The organism is Paenibacillus donghaensis (genome assembly GCF_002192415.1).
Classification (GTDB): Bacteria; Bacillota; Bacilli; order Paenibacillales; family Paenibacillaceae; genus Paenibacillus_AQ; species Paenibacillus_AQ donghaensis.
This window is the reverse complement of record NZ_CP021780.1, coordinates 4669213-4692261: the sequence shown is the minus strand read 5'-3', so window position 1 is coordinate 4692261 and position 23049 is coordinate 4669213. Positions and strand designations below refer to the sequence as shown.

23 protein-coding genes are annotated in these 23049 nt (G+C 49.1%); 22 read left to right on the top strand and 1 reads right to left on the bottom strand.

All coding sequences use genetic code 11. The features are described from left to right. Nucleotides 1-87 precede the first annotated feature (87 nt). The 7 genes from ric (at nucleotide 88) to B9T62_RS40810 (ending at nucleotide 6164) form a co-directional block, all read left to right on the top strand. Entirely contained in the window at nucleotides 88-828 is a 741-nt protein-coding gene (ric, locus tag B9T62_RS21565) for an iron-sulfur cluster repair di-iron protein (protein ID WP_245863968.1), read from the top strand. 126 nt (nucleotides 829-954) lie between these two features. Beyond that, the gene (locus B9T62_RS21560) at nucleotides 955-1668 is read left to right on the top strand and encodes a hypothetical protein (protein WP_169834420.1); all 714 of its coding nucleotides are present in this window, start codon (nucleotides 955-957) and stop codon (nucleotides 1666-1668) included. A 201-nt stretch (nucleotides 1669-1869) separates the two neighbouring features. After that, entirely contained in the window at nucleotides 1870-4296 is a 2427-nt protein-coding gene (gene nirB, locus B9T62_RS21555; protein WP_087917178.1) for a nitrite reductase large subunit NirB, read from the top strand. Nucleotides 4297-4321: 25 nt separating this feature from the next. After that, complete coding sequence (gene nirD / locus B9T62_RS21550) at nucleotides 4322-4672, top strand: nitrite reductase small subunit NirD (protein WP_087917177.1); 351 nt, start codon at nucleotides 4322-4324, stop codon at nucleotides 4670-4672. A 17-nt stretch (nucleotides 4673-4689) separates the two neighbouring features. Further along, nucleotides 4690-5481, top strand: coding sequence for a formate/nitrite transporter family protein (locus B9T62_RS21545; RefSeq protein WP_087917176.1), 792 nt, complete (start codon nucleotides 4690-4692; stop codon nucleotides 5479-5481). A 237-nt stretch (nucleotides 5482-5718) separates the two neighbouring features. Further along, nucleotides 5719-5895 (top strand): hypothetical protein, encoded by a 177-nt coding sequence (locus tag B9T62_RS40815; RefSeq protein ID WP_245863966.1) that lies wholly within the window; start codon nucleotides 5719-5721, stop codon nucleotides 5893-5895. A gap of 11 nt (nucleotides 5896-5906) precedes the next feature. After that, the gene (locus tag B9T62_RS40810) at nucleotides 5907-6164 is read left to right on the top strand and encodes a GNAT family N-acetyltransferase (protein WP_245863965.1); all 258 of its coding nucleotides are present in this window, start codon (nucleotides 5907-5909) and stop codon (nucleotides 6162-6164) included. A 578-nt stretch (nucleotides 6165-6742) separates the two neighbouring features. On the opposite strand, the gene B9T62_RS21535 is transcribed toward B9T62_RS40810, so the two are convergent. Further along, nucleotides 6743-7462 (bottom strand): Crp/Fnr family transcriptional regulator, encoded by a 720-nt coding sequence (locus tag B9T62_RS21535; protein WP_087917175.1) that lies wholly within the window; start codon nucleotides 7460-7462, stop codon nucleotides 6743-6745. 499 nt (nucleotides 7463-7961) lie between these two features. Here B9T62_RS21535 and B9T62_RS21530 point away from each other — a divergent pair, with 499 nt between their 5' ends. The 15 genes from B9T62_RS21530 to B9T62_RS21465 all read left to right on the top strand — a co-directional run bounded on the left by B9T62_RS21530 (nucleotide 7962) and on the right by B9T62_RS21465 (nucleotide 22989). Beyond that, complete coding sequence (locus B9T62_RS21530; RefSeq protein WP_087917174.1) at nucleotides 7962-8777, top strand: alpha/beta hydrolase; 816 nt, start codon at nucleotides 7962-7964, stop codon at nucleotides 8775-8777. A gap of 168 nt (nucleotides 8778-8945) precedes the next feature. Beyond that, on the top strand, nucleotides 8946-9572 hold the full coding sequence (locus B9T62_RS21525; protein ID WP_087917173.1) for a hypothetical protein: 627 nt from the start codon (nucleotides 8946-8948) through the stop codon (nucleotides 9570-9572). Then, nucleotides 9565-10089 carry an accessory gene regulator ArgB-like protein gene (locus B9T62_RS21520; RefSeq protein ID WP_087917172.1) on the top strand — a complete coding sequence of 175 codons (525 nt, stop codon included), beginning with the start codon at nucleotides 9565-9567 and terminating at the stop codon, nucleotides 10087-10089. Before B9T62_RS21525 ends, B9T62_RS21520 begins: the two co-directional genes overlap by 8 nt. Next, a complete protein-coding gene (locus tag B9T62_RS41850; RefSeq protein ID WP_087917171.1) occupies nucleotides 10086-10196 on the top strand; it encodes a cyclic lactone autoinducer peptide in 111 nt (36 codons plus the stop codon). Before B9T62_RS21520 ends, B9T62_RS41850 begins: the two co-directional genes overlap by 4 nt. 18 nt (nucleotides 10197-10214) lie before the next feature. Further along, nucleotides 10215-10598 (top strand): LytTR family transcriptional regulator DNA-binding domain-containing protein, encoded by a 384-nt coding sequence (locus tag B9T62_RS21510; protein WP_087917170.1) that lies wholly within the window; start codon nucleotides 10215-10217, stop codon nucleotides 10596-10598. Between the two features lie 332 nt (nucleotides 10599-10930). Continuing rightward, nucleotides 10931-13237, top strand: a complete 2307-nt coding sequence (locus B9T62_RS21500) for a glycoside hydrolase family 65 protein (protein ID WP_087917168.1) — start codon at nucleotides 10931-10933, stop codon at nucleotides 13235-13237. Continuing rightward, entirely contained in the window at nucleotides 13234-15276 is a 2043-nt protein-coding gene (locus B9T62_RS21495) for a glycoside hydrolase family 65 protein (protein ID WP_245863962.1), read from the top strand. Before B9T62_RS21500 ends, B9T62_RS21495 begins: the two co-directional genes overlap by 4 nt. Beyond that, a complete protein-coding gene (locus tag B9T62_RS40805; RefSeq protein WP_245863961.1) occupies nucleotides 15246-15515 on the top strand; it encodes a glycosyl hydrolase family 65 domain-containing protein in 270 nt (89 codons plus the stop codon). Before B9T62_RS21495 ends, B9T62_RS40805 begins: the two co-directional genes overlap by 31 nt. 35 nt (nucleotides 15516-15550) lie before the next feature. After that, the gene (gene pgmB / locus B9T62_RS21490) at nucleotides 15551-16180 is read left to right on the top strand and encodes a beta-phosphoglucomutase (protein ID WP_087917167.1); all 630 of its coding nucleotides are present in this window, start codon (nucleotides 15551-15553) and stop codon (nucleotides 16178-16180) included. Nucleotides 16181-16340: 160 nt separating this feature from the next. After that, on the top strand, nucleotides 16341-18134 hold the full coding sequence (locus B9T62_RS21485; RefSeq protein ID WP_087917166.1) for a cache domain-containing sensor histidine kinase: 1794 nt from the start codon (nucleotides 16341-16343) through the stop codon (nucleotides 18132-18134). A 17-nt stretch (nucleotides 18135-18151) separates the two neighbouring features. Beyond that, nucleotides 18152-18460: a response regulator gene (locus tag B9T62_RS41500; RefSeq protein WP_342746086.1), complete on the top strand. Its 309-nt coding sequence runs from the start codon at nucleotides 18152-18154 to the stop codon at nucleotides 18458-18460. Continuing rightward, nucleotides 18376-19479, top strand: coding sequence for a helix-turn-helix domain-containing protein (locus B9T62_RS21480; protein ID WP_342746085.1), 1104 nt, complete (start codon nucleotides 18376-18378; stop codon nucleotides 19477-19479). Before B9T62_RS41500 ends, B9T62_RS21480 begins: the two co-directional genes overlap by 85 nt. A gap of 213 nt (nucleotides 19480-19692) precedes the next feature. Further along, nucleotides 19693-20520 (top strand): carbohydrate ABC transporter permease, encoded by an 828-nt coding sequence (locus tag B9T62_RS21475; RefSeq protein WP_425436700.1) that lies wholly within the window; start codon nucleotides 19693-19695, stop codon nucleotides 20518-20520. 1 nt (nucleotide 20521) lies between these two features. Further along, entirely contained in the window at nucleotides 20522-21394 is an 873-nt protein-coding gene (locus B9T62_RS21470) for a carbohydrate ABC transporter permease (protein ID WP_087917164.1), read from the top strand. A gap of 131 nt (nucleotides 21395-21525) precedes the next feature. After that, on the top strand, nucleotides 21526-22989 hold the full coding sequence (locus B9T62_RS21465) for an ABC transporter substrate-binding protein (protein ID WP_087917163.1): 1464 nt from the start codon (nucleotides 21526-21528) through the stop codon (nucleotides 22987-22989). Nucleotides 22990-23049: the final 60 nt, after the last annotated feature.

Here is a 23049-nt window from a genome sequence, read left to right as displayed (position 1 = left end):
GTGATCTTAATCACTAGGGGAGGTTCCTTTCGGCGGTAAGGTTAACAGGAAGAATAGACCTGAACAACCACCAAGGAGGAACTCCCAATGTCAACTCAACAACCCTTCAATAGAATGACCGATGAATCCCAGCCTGCTGCTGCTTTTACCGCCCAGGCCCTGGTGAAGGACATCGTGCTCCAGTTTCCCAAGGCTGCCGATTATTTCAAAGCCAAACGTATAGACTTCTGCTGCGGTGGAGCAAAGCCGCTCAGCGAAGCTGCCGAGGAGAAAGGGCTTGATACAGATTCAGTGCTTGGCGATCTGCACAAGCTGCTTGAAGAATATCCCGTGCCAGAGGAGGATCTGTTCTGGAACCAAGCTCCGTCGGCGGAGCTGGTTGAACATATCATTGGCAAACATCACCGTTATCTGCGTGAAGAACTGCCGCAGATTGCCCAGAACGTAACCAAGGTCTACCGCGTTCACGGCGAGGATTCACCTCATCTGGCGGAGATGCACAGCTTGTTCAACAGTCTGAAGGAAGAACTGCTTACCCATACGGCCAAGGAAGAAGAGAGTATCTTCCCGCAATTGCTGGCGGTTGCTGCGGAGCCGAATGAGCAGAATCTGTCTGAGCTGCGTGCTTCGCTTACTATTCTCGAAGAGGAGCACGATGCTGCTGGCGATCTGCTGAAGAAGCTGCGCGAGGTGACCAGTGACTTTACACCGCCTGGGCATGCATGCACGACCTACCGCCTGACCTACGCCCGTCTGGAGGAACTGGAGAGCATGACCTTTGAGCATGTGCATCTGGAGAATAATGTACTGTTCCCAAGGTTCAGCTAATTGCTGAAATTGAATTGAAGAAGCTTCCGGATTACGTTATTCTGAGAGAGAAAGCATCTTAGATGCCAGTACAAGCCTGTAGCGTTGTTGATCACAGGGCACAGGCTACAGAAGGCGGTGCCGGGAATGCCTGCAAGACTAAGACTACTAAGACGCCTGATGCCAGGTTTGGTCATCATCATGATGATTAGCGGATGTTCATCCAGACTTACTGCGAATGTGCCTGATAACAGCGGAGCTATGTCTGTTGAAGGGCCGAGCTTCTCCCTGCTGGTAGGGGGAAACGAGCTGGCAGCCAGCTCGGACAGGCAGCTGGCTGCCTATTACCGGGAAGGAATTACACTGAAGGAGCTGCTGAGGAGCAGCGCAATTGCCTCATTCTCCAATGACTCACGGCGGATTCTGTCCGTGAACAGTGTCTCTTTGAAATCTGAGCTGGAATGGCAGCTTGAAGTCAATGGCCATGCAGCAAATGCGGAAGACCTGGACAGCCAGGTGGACAGGCAGACGCTTATCGTCATTTCCGCCCAGCCTGCAGCGGAGGCTGATCCGCTGCAGACCTTGATTCTGGCAGTGGACGGGGGGGCCGGCCAGCCCGATCTGAGTCACAGCTATGTCATGCCTTTTCGGCAGGAATCATCGGTCAGAGCTCTGCTGAAGAGCAGCGGTATGGTTCAGCTGTCTGAAGACAAGCGTTCGGTGGTGACTGTCAAAGAATACACACCACTCACCAGCGAGACCTGGCAGCTGCAGGTGAATGGCAAGCCGCTGCTTGCCGCGGGAATGGATATGAAGCTGAGACCTCAGGATGTGCTGAAGATTTCGCTTGTGCAACGTTAACTGCAATTACAAGGAGTCAGATTATTCAAGGTAGGTATATCCGTCCCTCGAATAATCTGGCTTTTTCCTGTTTAATATTGTGAAATTATTCACATCTAATGTGATTTCAATCACAAGGGCTATTGGATTTTGAAATGTATAATTTCAGTAATTTAAGAGATCTAAGCAGAAGTAAATCAGAGTTTCAGGAGGCACCTATCAATGACAACAACTAAAGAAAAGCTGGTTCTAATCGGCAATGGCATGGCAGGCGTTGGCACAATCGAGCAGATTCTGAAGCTTGGCGGAAACTATGAGATTACGATCTTCGGAAGTGAACCTCATCCCAACTATAATCGGATTATGTTGTCTTATGTACTTGATGGCAGCAAAACAATGGAAGATATTATTCTGAATGATCTGAACTGGTATGAGGACCATAACATCACTTTGCATACCGGTACAACGGTGGTGCGTATTGACGAAGCTGCAGGGCAGGTAATTACGGATACCGGCATGGCCGTGCCTTATGACCGGATCATTATCGCAACCGGCTCCAATTCCTTTATTCTTCCGATTCCGGGCTGCGACAAGCAAGGTGTTGTCGGATTCCGCGATATTGCAGATTGTGATGCGATGCTGGCTGCAGCCAAGCAATACCGGCGTGCGGCAGTCATTGGCGGCGGGCTGCTCGGACTTGAGGCTGCCAAAGGTCTTGTCAACCTGGGCATGGATGTAACAGTTGTCCATCTAATGGAAGATTTGATGGAACGTCAGCTGGACCGCAGTGCTTCCTCGATGCTGCAGGCAGAGCTGACCCGACAGGGCGTAAAATTTGCGATGGGCAAGCAGACGGTGGAGTTGACCGGCGGAGAACGGGTAAACGGGCTGCGCTTCAGCGATGGCACTGATTTGCAGGCGGATTTTGTGGTGATGGCTGTAGGGATTAAGCCTAATACCGAGCTTGCCAGAGCCAGCGGAATAACCGTTAACCGCGGAATTGTAGTAGACGATTATCTGCAGACTTCGATCAAGAATGTGTATTCCGTCGGAGAGTGTACCGAACACCGTGGTTTATGCTATGGGCTGGTGGCTCCTTTGTTTGAGCAGGGTTTGGTGCTGGCGAAACATCTCTGCGGAGTCGCAGGCAACGCTTATGAAGGTTCGATTGTTTCCACTAAGCTGAAGATTTCCGGAGTCGATGTGTTCTCGGCAGGGGACTTCCAGGAGACTGCAGAACATACAGTAATCTCGACTAAGGATGACTGGAAGCAGACCTATAAGAAGATTCTGCTGAAGAACAATATCATTGTTGGCGCCGTGCTTTTTGGCGACGTGACCGAATCGGCCAGTCTGCAGAAGCTGGTGAAGCAAGGTGCGGAAATGACCGATGAGATCTATGCAGAGGTGATGGGGAGCGGCTGCTGCGGCAATGGCGAAGCGAAGAAGGGCATCTCTGTAGAGACCATGAAGGATGAGGAAATCGTCTGCGGCTGTAATGGTGTCACCAAAAAAGCAATCGTTGATGCCGTCACTGAAAATGGTTTCACCACACTGGACGAGATCAAAGCCTGCACCGGGGCTACCCGTTCCTGCGGCGGCTGCAAGCCGGTCGTGGAACAGATTCTGCAGTTTGTGCTTGGTGACAGCTTCCAGCAAAGTGCGAAGCAGGGGATCTGCGGCTGTACGTCGCTCAGCCGGGATGAGATTGTGGCCGAGATTCAGGCCAAGGGATTAAGAACGACCAAAGAAGTGATGAACGTGCTTGACTGGAAGCAGGAAGAGGGCTGCTCCAAATGCCGTCCGGCGGTGAATTACTATCTGGGAATGATCTACCCGGATACCCATGTAGATGAGAAGGAATCGCGTTTTGTTAATGAACGGATGAAAGCAAATATCCAGAAAGACGGAACCTTCACTGTTGTTCCCCGGATGTACGGCGGGGTAACTACACCGGAAGAGCTGAAGCGGATTGCGGATGTGTCCATCAAATATGATGTGAAGGTAGTCAAGGTAACCGGAGGCCAGCGTCTGGATCTGATTGGTGTGAAGAAGGAAGATGTACCCAAGGTCTGGGAAGAGCTGGCGATGCCATCCGGTTATGCCTATGCCAAAGCGCTGCGAACCGTGAAGACTTGCGTAGGCTCGCAGTTCTGCCGCTTCGGCACACAGGACTCCCTGGGAATGGGTGCCCTGCTGGAACGTAAATACGAGCGGCTTGATTTCCCGGCCAAGTTCAAGATCGCAGTGAATGGCTGCCCGCGCAACTGTGCGGAGTCGTGTACCAAGGATATCGGCATCGTCGGCAATGACGGCGGCTGGGAGATCTTCATTGGCGGCAACGGCGGTATTAAGCCCCGGATTGCAGACATGTTCTGCAAGGTGAAGACCGATGAGGAACTGGTAGAGATGTGTTCTGCGGTGATGCAATACTACCGTGAGACCGGCAATTATCTGGAAAGAACATCGGAATGGGTAGAGCGGATGGGGCTGGAGCAGATTCAGACGGTTATTCTGAACAATGAAACGAACCGCCGGGAATTGGCAGCACGGATTGATTTCGCCCTGTCACAGGTTAGTGACCCATGGGAGAAAATGCTGGACGATACAGAAACACGCACAGCGCTGTTCGAGAAAACAACAGTATAACAGTATACCGAAAGGAGAAATCATCATGAACGTAACACAGACAGAAGTTTATGTAGGACAGGTGCAGGACTTTCTGATGCAAATCGGACGTGTGGTGGTAGTCGGAGACACAGAATTGGCTATCTTCCGCACCTCTGACGATACCCTTTATGCTGTAGAGAATTCCAGTCCACATCCCAAAGGCGGACCTTTGGCCGAAGGAATAGTCTCCGGTTATTATCTCTACGATCCGCTGCATGATTGGAAGATTGATCTGCGCAGCGGTGAAGTGCAGGCTCCAGACCGTGGCACGGCAGTGACGTATCCGGTGATTGTGGAAGGCGACCGGGTCAAGGTTTGTCTGCGGCACCAAGCAATACCAGTTGAATTGAAATAGAAACGGCGGGGTGCTAGATGTTTACTGAGAGTGTGGAGAATATTACGGCAATAGCTGTCGGCAAACGTGACCAGATGAACAAAAGCTTGCCCAGATATGCTCTGGCAGCGCTGCTGGCAGGAGCATATGTGGGGATAGGCATTATCCTTATCTTTTCCTTGGGGGCGCCGCTGGCAGCGGTCAAATCGCCCCTGCAGCCCCTTATCATGGGGGCATCCTTCGGAATTGCGCTGACCCTGGTCGTATTTGCCGGCTCGGAGCTGTTTACGGGCAATAATATGTTTTTTACGGTTAGTACGCTGGCTGGCAGAACCAGTATGTGGGATACCATCAAGAATTGGGTGGTTGTTTTTATCGGGAATGTGGCCGGTGCAGTAGTTCTTGCGCTGTTGATCAGGGGAACGGGCTTGTTCAGCGCTGCATCCCCGGAGCATCTGATCTTTGCGGCATCCGCCAAAAAAATGTCATTGCCCTTCTCCGAGCTGTTCTTCCGCGGCATCCTCTGTAACTGGCTGGTATGTCTGGCCCTATGGATGTCTGCACGTGCCAAGAGCGAGTCCGGTAAGCTGATTCTGATCTGGTGGTGCCTGTTTGCCTTCATTGCAAGCGGTTATGAACACAGTGTTGCCAATATGACCCTGCTGAGCGTGGCTGTGCTGCTTCCCAATCACCCTGAAACCGTAAGTGTGGCCGGATGGCTGCATAATATGATCCCGGTGACACTGGGTAATATTATCGGCGGCGGTGTATTTGTGGGAATGGCCTATTGGCTGATCTCGCCCGTACGTGCCGGCCGGAGCAATCGCTAGAAGAAGCTGGATGTTATAATAAGCTGTACTGAGGTCTTTATGACCCGGTACAGCTTTTTTAAAATTTAAGAATTTATAGGGTCCACGCTATAATTTATCCTTCTATTTCTTGCAGAAACGATTGCCGCCTCTTGCATAGGACGGCGAAGCCGTTTCTTCTTGCATAGGAACGTTAGTAGATTAGTCAACCGTAGAAAAATTGGTATATTTTAAAATGATTTAAGGGGTGATAGACTAATGGAACTTGTTGAAGTAACAAAAGAAAATTGGGTGAAAGTGATATTGTTGACTACAAATGCGGATAATCAGCATACGCTAGGGGAAGAATTTGTTGCTTCCAATGCCTATTCGATTGTAGAGTCATTCTATGAAGGTAACTGGATAATCAAAGCAATTGAGCATAATGTGAATTAATTGGCTTTACCATGTATGGATTACCTGAAGATAGTGAATCTTATGAACTTTGCAGATTTATGATTGACAGAAAATTTCAGGGGAAGGGCTATGGAAAACAGGCGTTATCGTTAATTATTGAAGAAATGAAAAATCGATTTGGTTGTAAGGAGATTCATCTATCTACAGGGCCTGAGAATACAAGAGGGAAACATATTTATGAGAATCTTGGATTTGTGAGTACAGGGGAAATCGAGGATGACGAGGAAATATACGTGTTGAAATTATGAATATTCTTGATTTGGTCCCATACATCATGCATTGTCCTAAAGCTTTCTTTGTATTTTTATGACGAAGTCAAACGGGTGTATGGGAAATTCCGCACATTCCCGGGAATCAAATGATTGACCCTAGGTGAGGCTAAGCATAACCAATGAAGGTCGTCGCCAGTAACTGTTACTTAGCTTCAGACTATTGCGGACTCAGGAGCCGCTATTTGCTGTGAAAAGGCTGTTTTGCAAGTCTAACGGACTCAGGAGCCCCTATTCAGGCGAAAACCAACTATTTATAGTCTGTTTTGATGATATAGCGGCTATGCGGTCCGTTAGACTCAAAAGTATCGCAGAAATGAGGAAATAGCGGCTATACGGTCCGCTAGGACGTTGTTTACCTGAAGTTTGGGAGGAGCTTGAGTTAAGACAGCGCATCCCATAACGTTCTCAAGTCACCTTCTAAATCCTCGCTGGAACCTAAGCAGTAACGAAAAAAAGACGCCCAAAGGCGCCTTCGACCGCTCTATTATAAGGTGTGTGAAAAAATAATAATTATGTGTTTCATTGAGGTGAATAGAGGGTATTAGATTATGGCTTTAAATTCGGCAAATTTCGTTAGGACACATCTCACAGTGGCAAATATCCTGAAGCATGCCAAGATTCTTGATGACAATCATTCCGTTCTCATACTCTACAGCGTCTTTCTTGCGCAGATCGCTGAGCATCCGGTTCACGCTCTCACGGGTAGCGCCGATCATGTTGGAGAGGTCTGTGTGCGTGATCTTCTTGTTGATCAGAACGTTGTCGCCACTCTTCTCACCGTAGGTGTTGCCCAGACGGATCAAGGTGGAGCAGAGTGCTCCCGGCTTGCCATACATCATCAGATCGCGGAATTTGGTCTGGGTGAGACGGTGATGAATGCCCATCCACTTCATGAAGTCGATAGCGAAATCACAATGCTGGCAGATGAGGATTTCCAGATCCTTCTGCTCAATTACGCCAACTTCACTTTCCTCAATAACTTCCGCGGTGAAGCTATGCTTGGTGCTGAAGAAGGGATCAGCCTGGCCGACCATGTCGCCTGCCTGATACATATACAGAATTAATTCCTTGCCTTCATCAGTAGATTTGGTTAATTTCACACGTCCACGTTTGAGATAATACAATTTATCCGAGTAGTCGCCTTCCCAAAATAGATGAGAACCTTCAGGAACCATCCGTTCCTTCATGGTTACGAGAAGTCGGTTAAAGTTCTGTTCGGAGAAACAGTTTGTATTTCCGCGGGCTTCGATGACATTGTAATGTTCCTTAATCATAATCGACATCCCCTTTAATCCCTCAGTTTTTCAGTAAATTTTAAATTAATTATACCTTGAAATTCCTCTTTAATGGGTAATGAATTTCGTGAAAAAGTGTCGAATTTATAACATTGTGATAAATTTCACTTCAAAAGTGTGAGATTTAATATGATTGTTAGACTTATAAGCGTATTATAGGCCTTAATTTAAAGATTAACAGGTGCGGACCATGATTAACAGATAATGGTCCGTATTTTTTATGCGGATCCTGTGAAGAAACCATGCAGACTTGTCTACTACAGACACAGCTTGCCCTATAGGCATATTTGCGAAAACGGGCGAGCTATAGCATAAATTAGCGAAAATAAAAGAAATTGACGAAGAATGGCAGTTCTTCGCCAATCGGGGAAGGTCTTAGACATTGCATGTCTCCCGGCGTATTGATAGACTAATTAGCGGAAGAGGAAAGCGTTTCCTCCATAATCAATCTATCAATAGAAAGGCTTGAGGGATCATTATGAACATGAGACTATTGTGGCCGGATGGAGCTCCTGGGGCAAAAGGAACAACAGATGAGGATATTCCGGCAATTACCGCATATCTGGCAGATGGAGAGCGCAATGCCGCTGTCATTATTTGTCCGGGCGGCGGGTATGGCATGCGCGCATTTCATGAAGGAGAACCGATTGCGCTGTGGCTGAACAGCTTGGGCATTTCGGCTTTTGTGCTGCGCTACCGTGTCGCACCTTATCAATATCCAAGTGCACTGCTGGATGCGCAGCGAGCGCTGCGGACGGTAAGATTCCATGCAGCTGAATACAGGATAGATCCTGAGCGGCTGGGTATTCTCGGCTTCTCTGCCGGAGGGCATTTGGCATCTGCTGCAGGGGTTCTGTTCGACGAGGGGAATGCCGCTGCAGAGGAGCCGCTGGAACGTGAATCCAGCCGTCCGGATCTGCTGATCCTCTGTTATCCGGTGATATCGATGAAGGAGCCGTATGTGCATCAAGGGTCCAAGGAGAATCTGCTCGGCCAGACGCCGGATGAGCAGCTGGTGAACAGACTGAGCAGCGAGCTGCAGGTGACTGCGGCAACGCCTCCAACCTTCCTGTGGCATACGTCAGAGGATGCTTCCGTGCCGGTGGAGAACAGCCTGCAGTTTGCGGCCGCACTGCGCCGTCATGAGATTCCGTTCGACCTTCACGTCTATGCCCATGGCCGCCACGGTCTGGGGCTGGCAGAAGATCAGCTGCATACGAGCGGCTGGAGTGGCGCTTGCGCCTCCTGGCTTCAGCTTCAGGGGTATGCGAGGGCAGCAATAGCAACGTCATAATTCGTCATAATTCGGGTCCGATTCGGAGTGTTTTCGACTTCAATCGGGCCTGTTTGTCATGCCGTTAAATTGTCAATAATTATCCTCCAGAATTTACTATACAGTATATGGGACATGCACTATAATGAAGTTGTAAAAAATGAAAAAAATGTCAGGCGGTGTTGCGAGATGTCGTGGGAACCCGCAGGGTTTATGTTGTTCTCAACGATTGAGGGGGTGGGAATCTTCGCCATGATGATGTCCTTCTTCAGATTGAAGGCAACGGACTATTTGTGGCAGGCCTTGTTCATTATCTTGCTGATGAATCTACAGAGTTATGTGCTTCGCAATGAGCTGGACCTAGCATACCTGGTGCCTATCGTTAACCTGTTTTTATTTATCTTGCTGCTGACAACTGTCATTAGAATTCCAATTATTTGGTCGGCTATTATATCGATTACGGGATATATGGCGTTTACTATTATTCAAGTATCATTAGTATTGCTTGTATTTGGCTCAATTCCCCAAGCCCAGTCTTCTTTAATCTACGAATATTCAGGTCAAACAATGTCAGGGTTGATGTGCATTCTTTTGGCGTGGTTCTCGTACAAGTTTGCTATCGGGTTTACTTTCGATTTTGAGAGGTTAAGGCTGCGCTGGGAGGGCATGTTCGTCATTGGATTGATAACGTTGTTTATGCTGTTATTTTCTTTTTTACTGTATAAAGATGATATGCGCCTTTACATTGTGTTCTTCCCAATAGCGCTACTATTCCTACTTTACTATGCGGTCAGAAAGGAAAAGATGAATGATTGAGCAGCTTGCTTTTAAAATGGCAGTCTCACTGAAGCGTTCAGTGCCGGACCATCCTACATCTGTAGAGGTTTTTAAATTTGCCATCTCCATGATGCTGAATCTAATGTTTGTTGTCATTGCGACCTTTGCTTTATCCTTCATTACGGGACATACGAGTGAAGCTGCCATTGTTCTTCTTTCCTTTGCGTTGCTTCGGCAGTTGACCGGAGGTATGCATCTTAAGACCAATCTGCAATGTGTACTAGTTTCCACCGGTGTTTTTACTGTCATTACCTTACTTGATCTCAGTCAAAGAGTAACGATTACAGCGACATTAATTGCTTTTGTAATCGTCTTTTTTCTCGCTCCAGTGGGGATTGCACAGCAATCGCGAATACCGGCAAAATATTATCCTTATATGAAGTTAGCTGCGCTTGTGCTCGTGGCAAGCAATTTTTTCATTCTTTCAATAGCACTTTCAATTAGTTTTCTTGTCCAGAGCTTCACACTTGTTCTCGGAAGGGTGATGAAATCATGAATCTGGTTGCTAATTTTTTGACTGCTGTAGCCAAAACTACAGTAAGCGTTAATTGTTTCTTTATCTGGTACAAAGGCGATATTCCAGCCGAGCTTCTCAAAAAATAATGAAAGCAGGGTGATTCCATGAGTTATTTATCCGTTACGGGAAATGCCGACGGGTCTGCGGGAATCATCACTGTTGACTTCCAGGACATCTTGTTTCTTAAGAGCAATACGAACGAATCTCAGTCGATCTTAGTACACACAAGGGGCGGTATCTATTATATTATGGGTCTTCTCCGTTATTGGGTGAAGGCACTTAACAGCTCGGGATGTCATTTCAGCATCGTAGATCGGGGAACGGCGGTCAACATTGATAACGTAGCACGTCTGGACAGGGGCTTCAAGGTTGCTTATTTTAACAACCCTTCAGACCCTTCATCTCAGAACTGCACCATTGCTTACCACCGCTACCGGCTGGTGGAGAAGGAGCTAACCATGATTAACCCGGATATCGTTATAGGGTAATTACTTATTCTCAGGGAGCTGTCGGCAGACAGCTCTTTTTTTGTCTATATAGGATTTTCTTTTGTTGTGGATAAGGTCTTGCGCATTCCGAGGGAACAGCCCGTCTTTGCCCTTAAGCTCTTGCGTATTCCGAAGGAACAGCCCTCCCTTGGCTAAGGGAGGGTTTAGGAGGGATCGATCATTTCCATCTCCGTATAAATGCACATAACTCCATTACAGCCGGACATTGGCCTTGCCGGGCAGGAACGATATCCTTGGAAGGAGCGTCCGCTCTTCTCTTTTGGATGAATAAAGGGGGAGCAGGCCCAACTCAGGAGAAGGAGATAACATACATGGCTAAAGTGGCGGACAAATATCTAAAGGTAGATCCGTGGGCAATTATTGAAGAGGGCTTTGATGCGGAACGGAACCGGACCTCGGAATCGATTTTTTCATTGGGGAACGAGTATATGGGTGTGCGCGGGTACGCGGAAGAGGGCTATTCCGGTGATTCCCTGCTCGGCAGCTATTTCAACGGTTTAAACGAACAGCTAGATATCGGCAATCCTTATAAAGGCATTATCCGCTCCCTGCGTTACATGGTGAATGCGGTGGACTGGCTGTATACCCGCATTACTCTGGATGGGGAACAGCTTGACCTTGCCAAGAGTCATATATCGGATTATGTGCGCAGGCTGGACCTCCGCAGTGGAACTTACCGGCGAGAGCTGGTATGGACGTTAGGGAACGGCAAGAAACTCAAGGTAATCTTCACGCGTCTGGTCAGTATGACGATGTCCCATTTGGGCCTGCAGCAGGTCGCATTCCAGCCGCTTAATTTCTCGGGGAGCGTGGATATCTGCACCGGGCTTGATTTCGGAATCATTCATGAGGAACGTGGCGAATGTATGTGGAATAACCTCCGTAGTGAAGGGGAAGGGGCTGTCACCGCCATTATGGCAAGTACGGTGAACACCGGGAACAAGCTGTTCTCCGGCTTCACCTTGCAATCCTCGCAGCCACTTCAGACTACAAGAGTAGACCGTGAGAAATTTATCGGGCAGAACTTCACCTTGGAGCTGACCCAAGGAGAAACGGCCCACTATACAAAGCTGGCTGTAAACTGTGCAGACAGTGAGTCTTCCCGAACGCCTGACGGGCTGTGGAATGAAGGCATGGAGTTAGCGGCAACTGCCGGCAAGCTTAATGAAGCTGATGTATTCGCCGAACAGACGGCCTATTGGAACGGAATCTGGGAGACGAGCGATATTTGTATTGAGGGCGATCCGGAGAATCAGCAGGGCATCCGTTTCTGCATCTTCCAGCTCTTTCAGACCTATCATGGCGATCATCCCGGATTTAATATTGGCGCCAAAGGGCTGACGGGTGAAGTCTACCGTGGGCTGGCGTTCTGGGATACGGAGTCTTACTGCCTTCCTTTTTATTTGTTCAATAATCCCAAGGCTGCCCGCAGCCTGTTGGAGTTCCGATACAAGACACTGGGCGAGGCTATGCAGCGTGCCAAGGATGTCGATTGTGAAGGCGCCTGTTATCCGATTGCTACCATTGACGGAACAGAGAGCTGCGACCTATGGCAGCATTCCAACCTGCAGCTGCATGTAGGAACTGCCGTGTCCTATGGAATCTGGCATTATGTCAAGAACACAGGCGATCAATCTTTCCTCTATACCAAAGGTGCGGAAATGCTGATCCAGATCAGCCGCTTCTATGCCACACGCGGTCAATGGGGCCAGCGGACCGGGGAATTTGGCTATTTCGGAGTTATGGGCCCTGATGAATTCCAATTGATGGTGAACAATAACTGTTACATTAACCTCATGGCCAAGCAATCCTTCGAATATACCCTGGAGACGCTCCGCCTGATGAAAGAGCAGGCACCGGCAGAATATGCCGAGGTTGCAGCGAAGACTGCGCTACGTGACGAGGAACTCACCGACTGGTGCTCCAAGGCAGAGCATATGCGGATTCCGGTGGATGAAGAAACCGGAGTGTACGAGGAGCATGACGGATTCTTTGATATGCCGCATATTGATATTCATTCCATTCCTGTGACTGAATTTCCGCTCTACTCGAACTGGTCTTATGACCGGCTGTACCGGTATGACATGATTAAGCAGCCGGATGTGCTGATGTTCATGTTCCTGTACAGCGGGCAGTTCTCCAAAGAAGCCAAGCTTGCCAATTACGAGTATTACGAGCCGAGATGCATTCATGAGTCTTCACTCTCACCTTCGATTCACTCCATACTCGCAAGTGAAATCGGCAAGCCTGAAGAAGCCTACCAGTTCTTTGAATTTGCCACACGCCTGGATCTGGACAACTACAACCGCAATACGCGCGAAGGGCTTCACACCACTTCGATTGCCGCAGCCTGGATGAACATCGTATACGGTTTCGGTGGCATGCGTTCAGACGGCCCGCGTTTGTCCTTCCAGCCTACGCTGCCGGAGCGCTGGACCTCATACAGCTTCCAGGTGATGGTTGAAGGTGTACTGCTGCGCATTGTCGTTGACAAGAACAAGGTAACGCTAACGTCACTGAATGGCGGAAGTGCCGAAGTTATCGTGAATGGGCAGAATATTAAGGTGGATGCCTCCGGTCAGGTGCTTCCGCTGGGTGAAGGGATGATTGCAGGTTGAACTGGACAGTCCAAGAAGGGCATTTCGATTCCTCACTAGTAACGGCTAACGGGAATAAATACATGATTGGCAACGGTTATTTGGGATACCGCGGTACGCTGGAGGAGTTCGGCAAGGAACAGCTTGTCGCAGTCACACTAGCCGGGCTATACGACAAAGCGGGAGATCAATGGAGAGAGCCGGTAAATGCCCCGAACGGGCTGTTTACCCGGCTGACCTGCAACGGCCAGCCGCTTGATGTTCTGGATGCGGAGCTTTTGGCCCACATCCAGGAGCTTGATATCCGCAGCGCGATCCATAAGCGTGAGACTGTGTACAGCATCTCTGAAGGGGAGACATTAACCTTCACGGCAGAGCGTTTTGCAAGTGCGGATAACCTGCACCTTCTGGCCGGCCGCTTTACGGTCCGTTGCACACAGGACTGCCGGGTGGTTATTGATACCGGAATTGATGGAGAGGTGTGGGATATCAACGGTCCGCATCTTTTCAGCCGGCTGGAACAACTGAAGCAGAATGTGCTGGTTTCATCCGCTATTACCGGTGAATTGGGAATCACGGTAGCTGTAGCGGAGACAGCAGTATTCAGCTTTGGTGAGCAGCAAATGGATACGCCGGGCACCATGCGCCGGATTTCTTTTGACGCCCTTGCGGGTAAGACATATGAGTGGTTTAAATATGCTGCCGTATATACGGGGCATGACGTCAGCGAACCGGAGGCAGAGGCGGAAATGGCAGCCAGAGCTGCAGAACAGCTCGGCTACGCCGGACTGCTGGAGACTCACCGTCAGCTGTGGGAGGAGAGATGGTCACGCAGCGACGTGGTGATTGAAGGTGACGATGCCGCCCAATTTGCCTTGAGATACAGCATCTATCAGTTGCTGATCATCGCGCCATCCGAGTCGGAGAAGGTGTCCATCCCTGCCAGGGGATTATCAGGTCAAGTATATAAGGGTGCCGTGTTCTGGGATACAGAGATGTTCATGCTTCCTTTTTTCCTCCACAGTGATCCAAGGGTTGCCCGCAATCTGATGATGTACCGGATTCATACCCTGAACGGAGCGCGCCGCAAGGCAGCAGAATATGGCTTCCTTGGGGCATTCTATGCCTGGGAGAGCCAGGATACCGGCGATGACGCCTGTACCTTGTTCAATGTTAATGATGTGTTTACCGGACGTCCGATGCGGACGTATTTCCGCGACAAGCAGGTGCATATCAGCGCAGACGTTGTGCACGGAATCTGGCAATATGTGCAGTTTACCGGTGATGACAGTCTGCTTGCGGACGGAGGGGCCGAAGTCATCTGGGAGTGCGCCCGTTTCTTCTACTCTTACGCCTACTACAATCCGGTCAAACAACGTTATGAAATCCTGGATGTTACGGGTCCGGATGAATATCATGAGCGCGTAAATAATAATGCGTTCACCAATGCGCTAATCAAGGAGACCTTGGATATTGCCCTTCGTACAGCCGAACTGCTGCGACAGAAACACCCTTCGCTATATCAAGAACTGTCTGAACAATTCAGCGGCGGACCTTTCCTCACAGAAGTTAAGGTCATGCTGGAGCATTTATATGTTCCGCAGCCTGATCCGGATAGTCTCATTATCGAGCAGTTTGACCGTTATTTCAGCCTGGAAGAGGTTGCGCTGGCCGATTTGAAATCCCGCGTGTTAAATAAGCAAGAATATTGGGGCGGCGGCAACGGACTGGCTACAACGACAACCATTCTGAAGCAGGCGGACGTAGTGCTTATGCTGAACCTGTTCAAGCATTCCTTCACGAAGGAAGTGAAGCAGGCGAACTGGGAATTTTACGAGCCGCGCACCGAGCACGGTTCCAGTCTCAGCCCGTGCATTTACGCACTGGTTGCTGCAGATATAGGCTCGCCGGATTGGGGATATCCCTATTTCATGCGCACGGCCACTGTGGATCTGACCGGGGAGTCGAAGCAGTATGTAGGCGACTTTATATCGGCGGCACACATCCTGCGGCGAACGGCGGGGCATGGATGGCCGCGGTGCTTGGCTTCGCGGGCGTGAATGTCGACGGGGCCACCGTTCGGATCAATCCGTCGCTGCCGCAGCACTGGCAGGCGGTTGAACTTCCGATTGTCCTGCGGGGTGAAACCTTCAGGCTGCGGATTAGCCGGGATGAGGTTACTGTCAGTGCGGCTGCCGCCAACAGCAGCCCTGTGCTCTTCACTGTGCAAGACAGAGAGGAAGAAGCATGTCCTCCGGGCGGTGTGCTCCGGCTGGCCTTGACGACAGCCTTGATATGAAGCCATAAATATATAATCAGAGAGGAAATCAATCCATGCTGCAAAATATGAAAGGCGCCATCTTTGATCTGGACGGCGTCATCGTCGATACTGCCAAATACCATTATCTGGCCTGGGCGAAGCTGGCGGATGAGCTTGGCTTCAAATTTACAGAGGAGCACAACGAACGTCTCAAAGGCGTGAGCCGGATGAGATCGCTCGATATCCTGCTGGAGATTGGCGGGCTGGAATTCCCGGAAGCGGAGAAGGTGGTTATGGCAGACAACAAGAACCGTCTGTATGTGGAGTACATTTCCCGGCTTGATGAGTCGGAGCTGCTCCCGGGCGTCAAGGCCTACCTAACTGGACTCCGAGCACGTGGAGTAGGTATTGCGCTCGGTTCAGCCAGTAAGAACGCGGAATTTATTCTGAACAAACTGAACATTACCGAGCTGTTTGATGCGGTTGTTGACGGCAACAAGGTAGCGCTTGCCAAGCCCGACCCCGAGGTATTCCTGATTGCATGCCGCGAGCTGCAGCTGCTGCCGGAGGAATGCATCGTATTCGAGGATGCGGAAGCGGGAGTGCAGGCAGGCCAAGCTGCTGGAATGAAGGTAGTCGGCATAGGCAGCCGCGAGGTTCTGAAGGAAGCGGATCTCGTGATTCCGGGTTTGCATGTGCTGTAATAAATAAATGGACCTCCAGTGCGTACTTCGACTCCGTTGTACGCACTTTTTGGTGTGCAGCAACCACAAAATACATACAAATAACCATAATAAACTTTAAAATAAACATAGGTTAGCCGTTTTCCTTCTGATATATTATTGAAGCTGGAGGTGTGTATAGATGTGGTCTGCGCTTATCAAGCCGATTGTTAGGCTGAATGTCAAGCAGCAGCTTATCCTGCTGTTCCTGATAATGATTTCCCCCATTCTGATTCTGAACAGCTACGGCAATATGAAGGCCGAGGCCATCCTCAAACGCCATGTTACCAATGCCTATGTAGAACTGAATAAGCAGAATTTCACGATTATTAATCGAGATATGGATACCGTCAGCAAAATCACTACAACGATTATCCAGAACGCGCTTATTCAGCAAATTAATATGACTGGCACTGATCCTATCATGGATCGGGTGCAGAGGTACGAACAGATTGAGAAGCTGCTGGTCAGCTATTCCCAGGGTGCCGAGCATGGGGAGGGAATCTATTACTCCCTTTATATTTATGATCCGGAGGATAATTATTTTTTTGCACCTAATTTCCCGCAGGTGAAGAAGGCGAGCGTCTATTTTTTCACCACAGGGGAGGAACCGTATTGGTTCCAGGAAGCGGTAAGGCAGAAAGGCCGCGGTTACCTCATGTTTACGGACAAACTGAGTCCACAGGCCGAGGATTCGAAGACACTTACCTATGTAAGGGCGGTCAATAATATATACAGGGGAGCTAATTCCATCGGTGTGCTGGTCGTTACTAAGATGGAATCCAAAATCGGGGAGTCGCTCAAATCCATTTCGCTGCCGGACGGGGAGATTTATTTGACGGATCGCAATAACCGTGTGCTTGCCTCCACAACGGATACAATGGGTGAAGTGATTGATCTGCCTAACGATTCCGTGGCCGGAGATCCGGAGGGGATCGAGGATTTTATTACTGCAGATTTCATTTATGTGGTGAACAACAACCATTCGCTCGGTCAGAAGCTGGTCTATAAAGTCCCGGTAAGAGCGCTGCTCCAGCAGCAGAACGAAATGAAGCGGGTTATCCAATACATAACGATTGCCTATGCCCTTTTCGGGCTTATTATTATAACGTATTTCTGGCGGTCATTAATGACACCGCTACAGAAGCTGGCCTTCTTCGTCCGCAAATATGAGCCGGGCAACCGGGTGCCGGAGACGCCGCGCAGGGGCAGCAACGATGAGGTCAGTGTACTCATAGATTCCACGTATGATATGGCCCGCCGGTTGAACGGACTGATTATATATAAGTACCAGATGGAGCTGAAACAGAAGGAATCACAGCTGCAGCTGCTGTACCAGCAGATTAACCCCCATTTACTATACAACACGCTGGAGAGCATCTATTGGAAAAGCTCGCTGGAAGGCAACCTGGAATCCGCTGAAATGATCAAGGAGCTGTCCAAGCTGATGAAGATCAGCCTTAGCCGGGGGCGTGAGCTGATTACGCTGGAGGAGGAGCTGGAGCATGCAACCGCCTATATCAAGCTGCAGCAGCACCGTTATGATTATGTCTTCAGCATTGTGTGGAACATTGCGTCAGAGACCAAAAGCAATTTAATTCCCAAGATTACCCTGCAGCCTTTAATAGAGAATGCTATTATTCACGGTGTCAAAAATATGGGCGAGGACGGCGAAATCATCATCAGCGCCATAGCACTGGGGGAGTCAGTTCTCATTTCCATCGAGGATAACGGTTATAAGTCGGTGGATTATGAAGCGATAGCACATGTCCTGAACGATGATAGCCCGAATCCCGCCAGCGGCTATGGGATCCGTAATATTAACCAGCGGATTCATCTGCATTTCGGACCGGAATTCGGCATTGCTTATGCCCCCCGCAAGGAAGGCGGTACTAGGGTGACGGTTAAACTCCCGAGATCGGGAAATTCAGAGTAAAAAAGGAGAGCGCGGATATGTTCAACATTATTATTGTGGACGACGAACCTTTGATTTGCAAAGGACTCAGCAGCCTGCTATCTTCCTCCGGGCTGGACATTGATCATATCTATACAGCCCACAGCGGTTATGAAGCTCTGGACTGCATCCGGATGGAGGAAATCGATTTGCTGGTTACCGATATCCAGATGGGTGCGATGAGCGGCATCGAGCTGATGCAGCATGCCAAGCTAACCAAGCCATGGGTGCAGACCATTGTAATTCCGCCCATGAGACCTTTCAATATGCCCAAATGGCTGTCAGGCTGGGTGCCAAGGATTATTTAATCAAGCCGCTGCACAGTGAGCAGTTTCTGGATTCGGTGCGCAATGTGCTGCTCAAGATGGATAAACCCTCCCCGGAGCTGGCCACCTTTATGGCCGGCATAGGGGATAGCTTCCGCCTGGAGGAACCGCTCCCGGAATACAGCGAACTGCTCAATGAGCTGATGGTGAAACCGGGCGGGGTGCTCGCTGATGGCAGCCGTATGCAGAAACTGGATGACCTGAAGCTGCAGGGGCCTTATTTCTCCGTGATTAAGATCAAGATTACCCATTCGGATGAGGGGCAAGGCGACAAATATACAGAACAGGACCTTAGCCTGCTGCGGTATGGGGCCCTGAACATTGCCAAGGAGCTGCTGGATCAGGAGTGGAGCTCGATTGCTTTTTATTCCCCTGACGAAGAAATCACACTGATTCTTCAGTGGAATGAGAAGAACTATGAGGAAACCTCCGCAGGCCAGATCAACCGGCTGGATGTAATGGGACGTAGCCTTCACTTTAACATTCATAAATTTCTGCATTTGCATGCTGTCATCGGGATCAGCCAGATTCTCAAAGGAATTTCCTTCATGGATGTATTGAACCGTCAGGCCTCCAAGGCCATTCACTGGAACAAGGAGCATAATGACCATTATGTGTTCTACTACGGGGATTTCAATTGGAACAACTATGCCGCAGACCCGTCGCCGGAGGAACTGCATACGAGAAGCAATCTGATTGTGCAGAAAGCGAAGGATTATATAGAAGCGAATTACGCGCAGAAAGGGCTGACCATTCACGAAGTAGCCCGGAAAAATCATGTCAGCCCCAATTATTTAAGCTATCTGTTCAAGAAAAATACAGGTTACAACCTGTGGGAATACGTCATTAAGCTGCGGATGGAGGATAGCAGGGAGATGATTCTGAATACGGACCTCCGGCGTTACGAAATTGCGGAACGGGTGGGCTATGAATCCCCGGAGCATTTCAGCAAGATTTTCAAAAAGTATTATGGGATCAGCCCGAGCGAATTGAAGAAGTAAGAACACTCACTACTCTCGGTAGATTTAGACATGTTCAATGCCACCCTCATTTTCTACAATTTAAGGTAGGAAGTATATTGCCATAAATGCTGAAGACCAAAGGAATGAGGGAGCCTGATGAACCAAACTGCTAGTCTAAATGAAACCCTGCCGGTGCAGAAGGAGACTAAACCGTACAAACAAAACCGCTGGAAAAAAAACTTCTGGGGATATATGTTCCTGGTGCCTGCCATCATTATTTTTGTCATGTTTATGTGGGTTCCTATTTTTAAAGGAATGATGTACAGCTTCTATCACGTTGACTTTGTCAAAGGAAATACCTTTGTCGGTCTGGATAACTATGCCAGAGCACTCACGGATCCGGATGTATGGACAGCGGTGAAGAACACCCTGTATTACATGGTGCTGTGTCTGGTCATCGGATTCTGGGTGCCGATTGCTTTTGCCATTATGATCTCAGAGCTGCGCAGATTCGGAGGGTTTGTGCGCGTAGCGGCTTATCTGCCGTTTGTTGTGCCCGGTGTGGTTCTATATGGCTTGTGGAGATGGCTGTATGATCCGGTAGGCCCGATCAATGCAGTGATAGGTTCGCTGGGGTTGACTCAGGTGTCCTTCCTGACGGATATCAAGTGGTCGATGATCTCGCTCGTATTCATGGAGACCTGGCAGCAGTTCGGCTCGGGGATGCTGATATATCTGGCGGCTGTGCTCAGTATTCCGCGCGACTGGTATGAAGCGGCTGAAATCGACGGAGCGGGTGTTTGGGCGCGTATCCGCCACATTACACTGCCTTCGCTGCGTAATCTGATCATCCTGATGCTGATTCTCCAGGTGATAGGCACCTCACAAGGCTATCAATCACAAATGGCGCTTCTAGACGGCGGTCCTAACAATACTACGCTGACCTATGCGCTGCTTATGGTGAAATATGCATTTACAAGACTCGATTATGGAACAGCTACTGCGCTTGGCATGCTGATGTTTATCGTCCTGGGCGGTTTGGGCATTTTACAGTTCAAGCTTAACAAGGAGGACAACTAACATGAAGAGTGCAGATAGAGGAATTCTCTCCGAACATGATTTGAAGAAAACAAGCAACCGGATCGTTTACGGGCTGATGGTGCTAGTCATCCTAATCATGGTGTACACCATGCTCTATCCCATATTGATGATGATGTTCAACGGGCTGAAATCCAATCAGGAGGTCAACACGTTTCCGCCGCATTTTTTCCCGCAGGAATGGCACTTCGACAACCTTAAGGCTGCGATGAATTATATCGATCTGCCCATGTATCTCAGAAATACGCTTTATATTTTTGTGGGGAATATGCTGATAACGCTGGTCGTACTGGGAATGTCGGCCTTCAGTATTTCCCGGATGAATGTGCCTTATAGAAAAGCGTTCTATTTCTTCTTCCTGATGACGTTGTTTATTCCGGCTACCAGTTATATGGTTCCGAATTTCGTCAATCTGAAGCAGCTCGGCCTGCTTAATCAGTACGCGGCCTTCTGGCTGCCTGCGGGTGCCAACACCTTTTACTTCCTGCTGCTGAAGAATTTCTTTGACGGGCTGCACCCTGAGATTTTTGAAGCTGCACGAATTGACGGAGCCTCGGAGCCGCGTAGCTTTTTCTCGATTGCCGTCCCCTTGTCCATTCCAATCTTTGCTACACTGGCGATCTTTATCTTCTCCACGGCATGGAATGACTGGTATTGGCCATCACTGGTTATGCATAGCGACGAGAAGTATACGCTGGCGACAGCCATCTATAAGTACGTTATTAATGTGAAGGCACTCAATGCCAACGTTAAATTTGCCATTCTCTTTATTGTGTCGCTGCCGCCGATTGTAGTCTTCTTGATTTTTCAGAAATTTATCATGCGCGGTGTAGCTTTGTCGGCGGTCAAGGGATAACGGCAGCTGAGAGATTTAATCACGGATCGTAAACCTGCACATGAAAGTAATATAAATGCACCTCGTTTGTAAAGGATTACTCTTCTATGATGAAGTTGTAAGATCATTATGAATTGAAAAGGGGAGTTTCAATGCGTAAATTTTCCAGCGTATTAGCATGTCTCCTTGTGGCCGGTTCGTTGTTATCCGCTTGTGGCGGCAACAATAACAACAACGCACAAGGGAACAAGGGAGGGAATGCTTCACCGGAAGCGACGGCTGCCACTACAGATAACACAGGCAGTGCCACGAATGCGCCGGCTGATGATATCACACAGAGAAAAGTAACCATCAAAATCCACTATCCTACGCCGGACTTGACCGAAATGAGAGCGCAGGAAGATATCAAGATCAAACGATTCCAAGCAGAATATCCGAATGTGGAAATCGTAAAAGACGACTGGCAGTACAACTTGAGCGAGATAGGAGTGAAGATGGCTGCGAACGAAGCACCAACCTTCTTCAACACCTATGCTACGGAAGCCAAGTTCCTGGTGGAGAGAGGCTGGGTTGCCGACATAACCGATCTGTGGAACAAATATGAATTCAAGGATCAAATCAATCCAGTGCTGCAGAATCAGTTCATTATTGACGGCAAAGTATTTGGTGTTACACAAAAAGGTTATGTTACCGCAACCATGATCAATAAGAAAATGCTTGATGAAAAAGGGGTTGCCATTCCTCCAATGGATTGGACCTGGGAAGACATGCTGAATACCGCCAAAGGGGTAACGGATACCAAAAAAGGGATTTCCGGTATTGCTCCCATGGGTAAAGGCACAGAAGCAGGCTGGAACTGGACCAACTTCCTGTTCGAAGCAGGCGGAGATATTCAGAAGGTGGAAGGCGGCAAAGTAGTCGCAACCTTCAACTCCGATGCTGGCGTGAAGGCGCTGGACTTCTACAAGAAACTTAGATGGGAAGCCAATGCGGTTCCTCAGGACTGGGCACTAGGCTGGGGAGATGCTGTAGGGGCGTTCCAGCAAGGTCGTACAGCTATGGTTATGGCTGGCTCCGATGGTGTAATTGAACAAGCGCTGAACCAAGGCGCATTGAAACCGGAGGATGTGCTTACCTATCCAATGCCAGCTATGGAAAAAGGCGGCAAGCATACCGGCGTTCTCGGCGGCGATTACCTTGTCATCAATCCGAATGCTACAAAAGACGAGCAGGAAATGGCATTCCGCTATATTACATTCGATTATTTCTCCGATAAATACCTGGAGTCCCTGGACGCCGTGCTGAAGCAACGCAAAGCGGACGGCAAATACTTCATACCGCCGCTTCTGGACTATTACTCCGCTGATTCAGAGTATGGCAAGAAGACTACAGCTGTTTATGACAAGTACGACAACGTCTACCAATACAGCCCGGGCATTATGGCTCTGCTGGATGCCAAACCGGAAGCGCAATTCAGCACACAGGACTACTATGGAACAATGTCCAATGTCATTCAGGAACTGTTCTCCAAGAAAGGAACAGATTCCAAGACTCAATTGGATGCTGCAGCAAAAGCCGTGCAAGAGAAATTCTTTGATGCAATTAAAGTAGAATAGTTCCTTGTGAAACTTTGGGAAATTGAATTGCTTCAACCCTAAGGGGGTGTCCCGCAAGCC

What these genes read in the sequence shown, in the direction of transcription:
- ric (WP_245863968.1), top strand. Translation starts at nt 88, where the DNA reads ATGTCAACTCAACAACCCTTCAATAGAATGACCGATGAATCCCAGCCT.
- B9T62_RS21560 (WP_169834420.1), top strand. Translation starts at nt 955, where the DNA reads ATGCCTGCAAGACTAAGACTACTAAGACGCCTGATGCCAGGTTTGGTC.
- nirB (WP_087917178.1), top strand. Translation starts at nt 1,870, where the DNA reads ATGACAACAACTAAAGAAAAGCTGGTTCTAATCGGCAATGGCATGGCA.
- nirD (WP_087917177.1), top strand. Translation starts at nt 4,322, where the DNA reads ATGAACGTAACACAGACAGAAGTTTATGTAGGACAGGTGCAGGACTTT.
- B9T62_RS21545 (WP_087917176.1), top strand. Translation starts at nt 4,690, where the DNA reads ATGTTTACTGAGAGTGTGGAGAATATTACGGCAATAGCTGTCGGCAAA.
- B9T62_RS40815 (WP_245863966.1), top strand. Translation starts at nt 5,719, where the DNA reads ATGGAACTTGTTGAAGTAACAAAAGAAAATTGGGTGAAAGTGATATTG.
- B9T62_RS40810 (WP_245863965.1), top strand. Translation starts at nt 5,907, where the DNA reads ATGTATGGATTACCTGAAGATAGTGAATCTTATGAACTTTGCAGATTT.
- B9T62_RS21535 (WP_087917175.1), bottom strand. Translation starts at nt 7,462, where the DNA reads ATGATTAAGGAACATTACAATGTCATCGAAGCCCGCGGAAATACAAAC.
- B9T62_RS21530 (WP_087917174.1), top strand. Translation starts at nt 7,962, where the DNA reads ATGAACATGAGACTATTGTGGCCGGATGGAGCTCCTGGGGCAAAAGGA.
- B9T62_RS21525 (WP_087917173.1), top strand. Translation starts at nt 8,946, where the DNA reads ATGTCGTGGGAACCCGCAGGGTTTATGTTGTTCTCAACGATTGAGGGG.
- B9T62_RS21520 (WP_087917172.1), top strand. Translation starts at nt 9,565, where the DNA reads ATGATTGAGCAGCTTGCTTTTAAAATGGCAGTCTCACTGAAGCGTTCA.
- B9T62_RS41850 (WP_087917171.1), top strand. Translation starts at nt 10,086, where the DNA reads ATGAATCTGGTTGCTAATTTTTTGACTGCTGTAGCCAAAACTACAGTA.
- B9T62_RS21510 (WP_087917170.1), top strand. Translation starts at nt 10,215, where the DNA reads ATGAGTTATTTATCCGTTACGGGAAATGCCGACGGGTCTGCGGGAATC.
- B9T62_RS21500 (WP_087917168.1), top strand. Translation starts at nt 10,931, where the DNA reads ATGGCTAAAGTGGCGGACAAATATCTAAAGGTAGATCCGTGGGCAATT.
- B9T62_RS40805 (WP_245863961.1), top strand. Translation starts at nt 15,246, where the DNA reads ATGGCCGCGGTGCTTGGCTTCGCGGGCGTGAATGTCGACGGGGCCACC.
- pgmB (WP_087917167.1), top strand. Translation starts at nt 15,551, where the DNA reads ATGCTGCAAAATATGAAAGGCGCCATCTTTGATCTGGACGGCGTCATC.
- B9T62_RS21485 (WP_087917166.1), top strand. Translation starts at nt 16,341, where the DNA reads ATGTGGTCTGCGCTTATCAAGCCGATTGTTAGGCTGAATGTCAAGCAG.
- B9T62_RS41500 (WP_342746086.1), top strand. Translation starts at nt 18,152, where the DNA reads ATGTTCAACATTATTATTGTGGACGACGAACCTTTGATTTGCAAAGGA.
- B9T62_RS21480 (WP_342746085.1), top strand. Translation starts at nt 18,376, where the DNA reads ATGGGTGCAGACCATTGTAATTCCGCCCATGAGACCTTTCAATATGCC.
- B9T62_RS21475 (WP_425436700.1), top strand. Translation starts at nt 19,693, where the DNA reads ATGTTCCTGGTGCCTGCCATCATTATTTTTGTCATGTTTATGTGGGTT.
- B9T62_RS21470 (WP_087917164.1), top strand. Translation starts at nt 20,522, where the DNA reads ATGAAGAGTGCAGATAGAGGAATTCTCTCCGAACATGATTTGAAGAAA.
- B9T62_RS21465 (WP_087917163.1), top strand. Translation starts at nt 21,526, where the DNA reads ATGCGTAAATTTTCCAGCGTATTAGCATGTCTCCTTGTGGCCGGTTCG.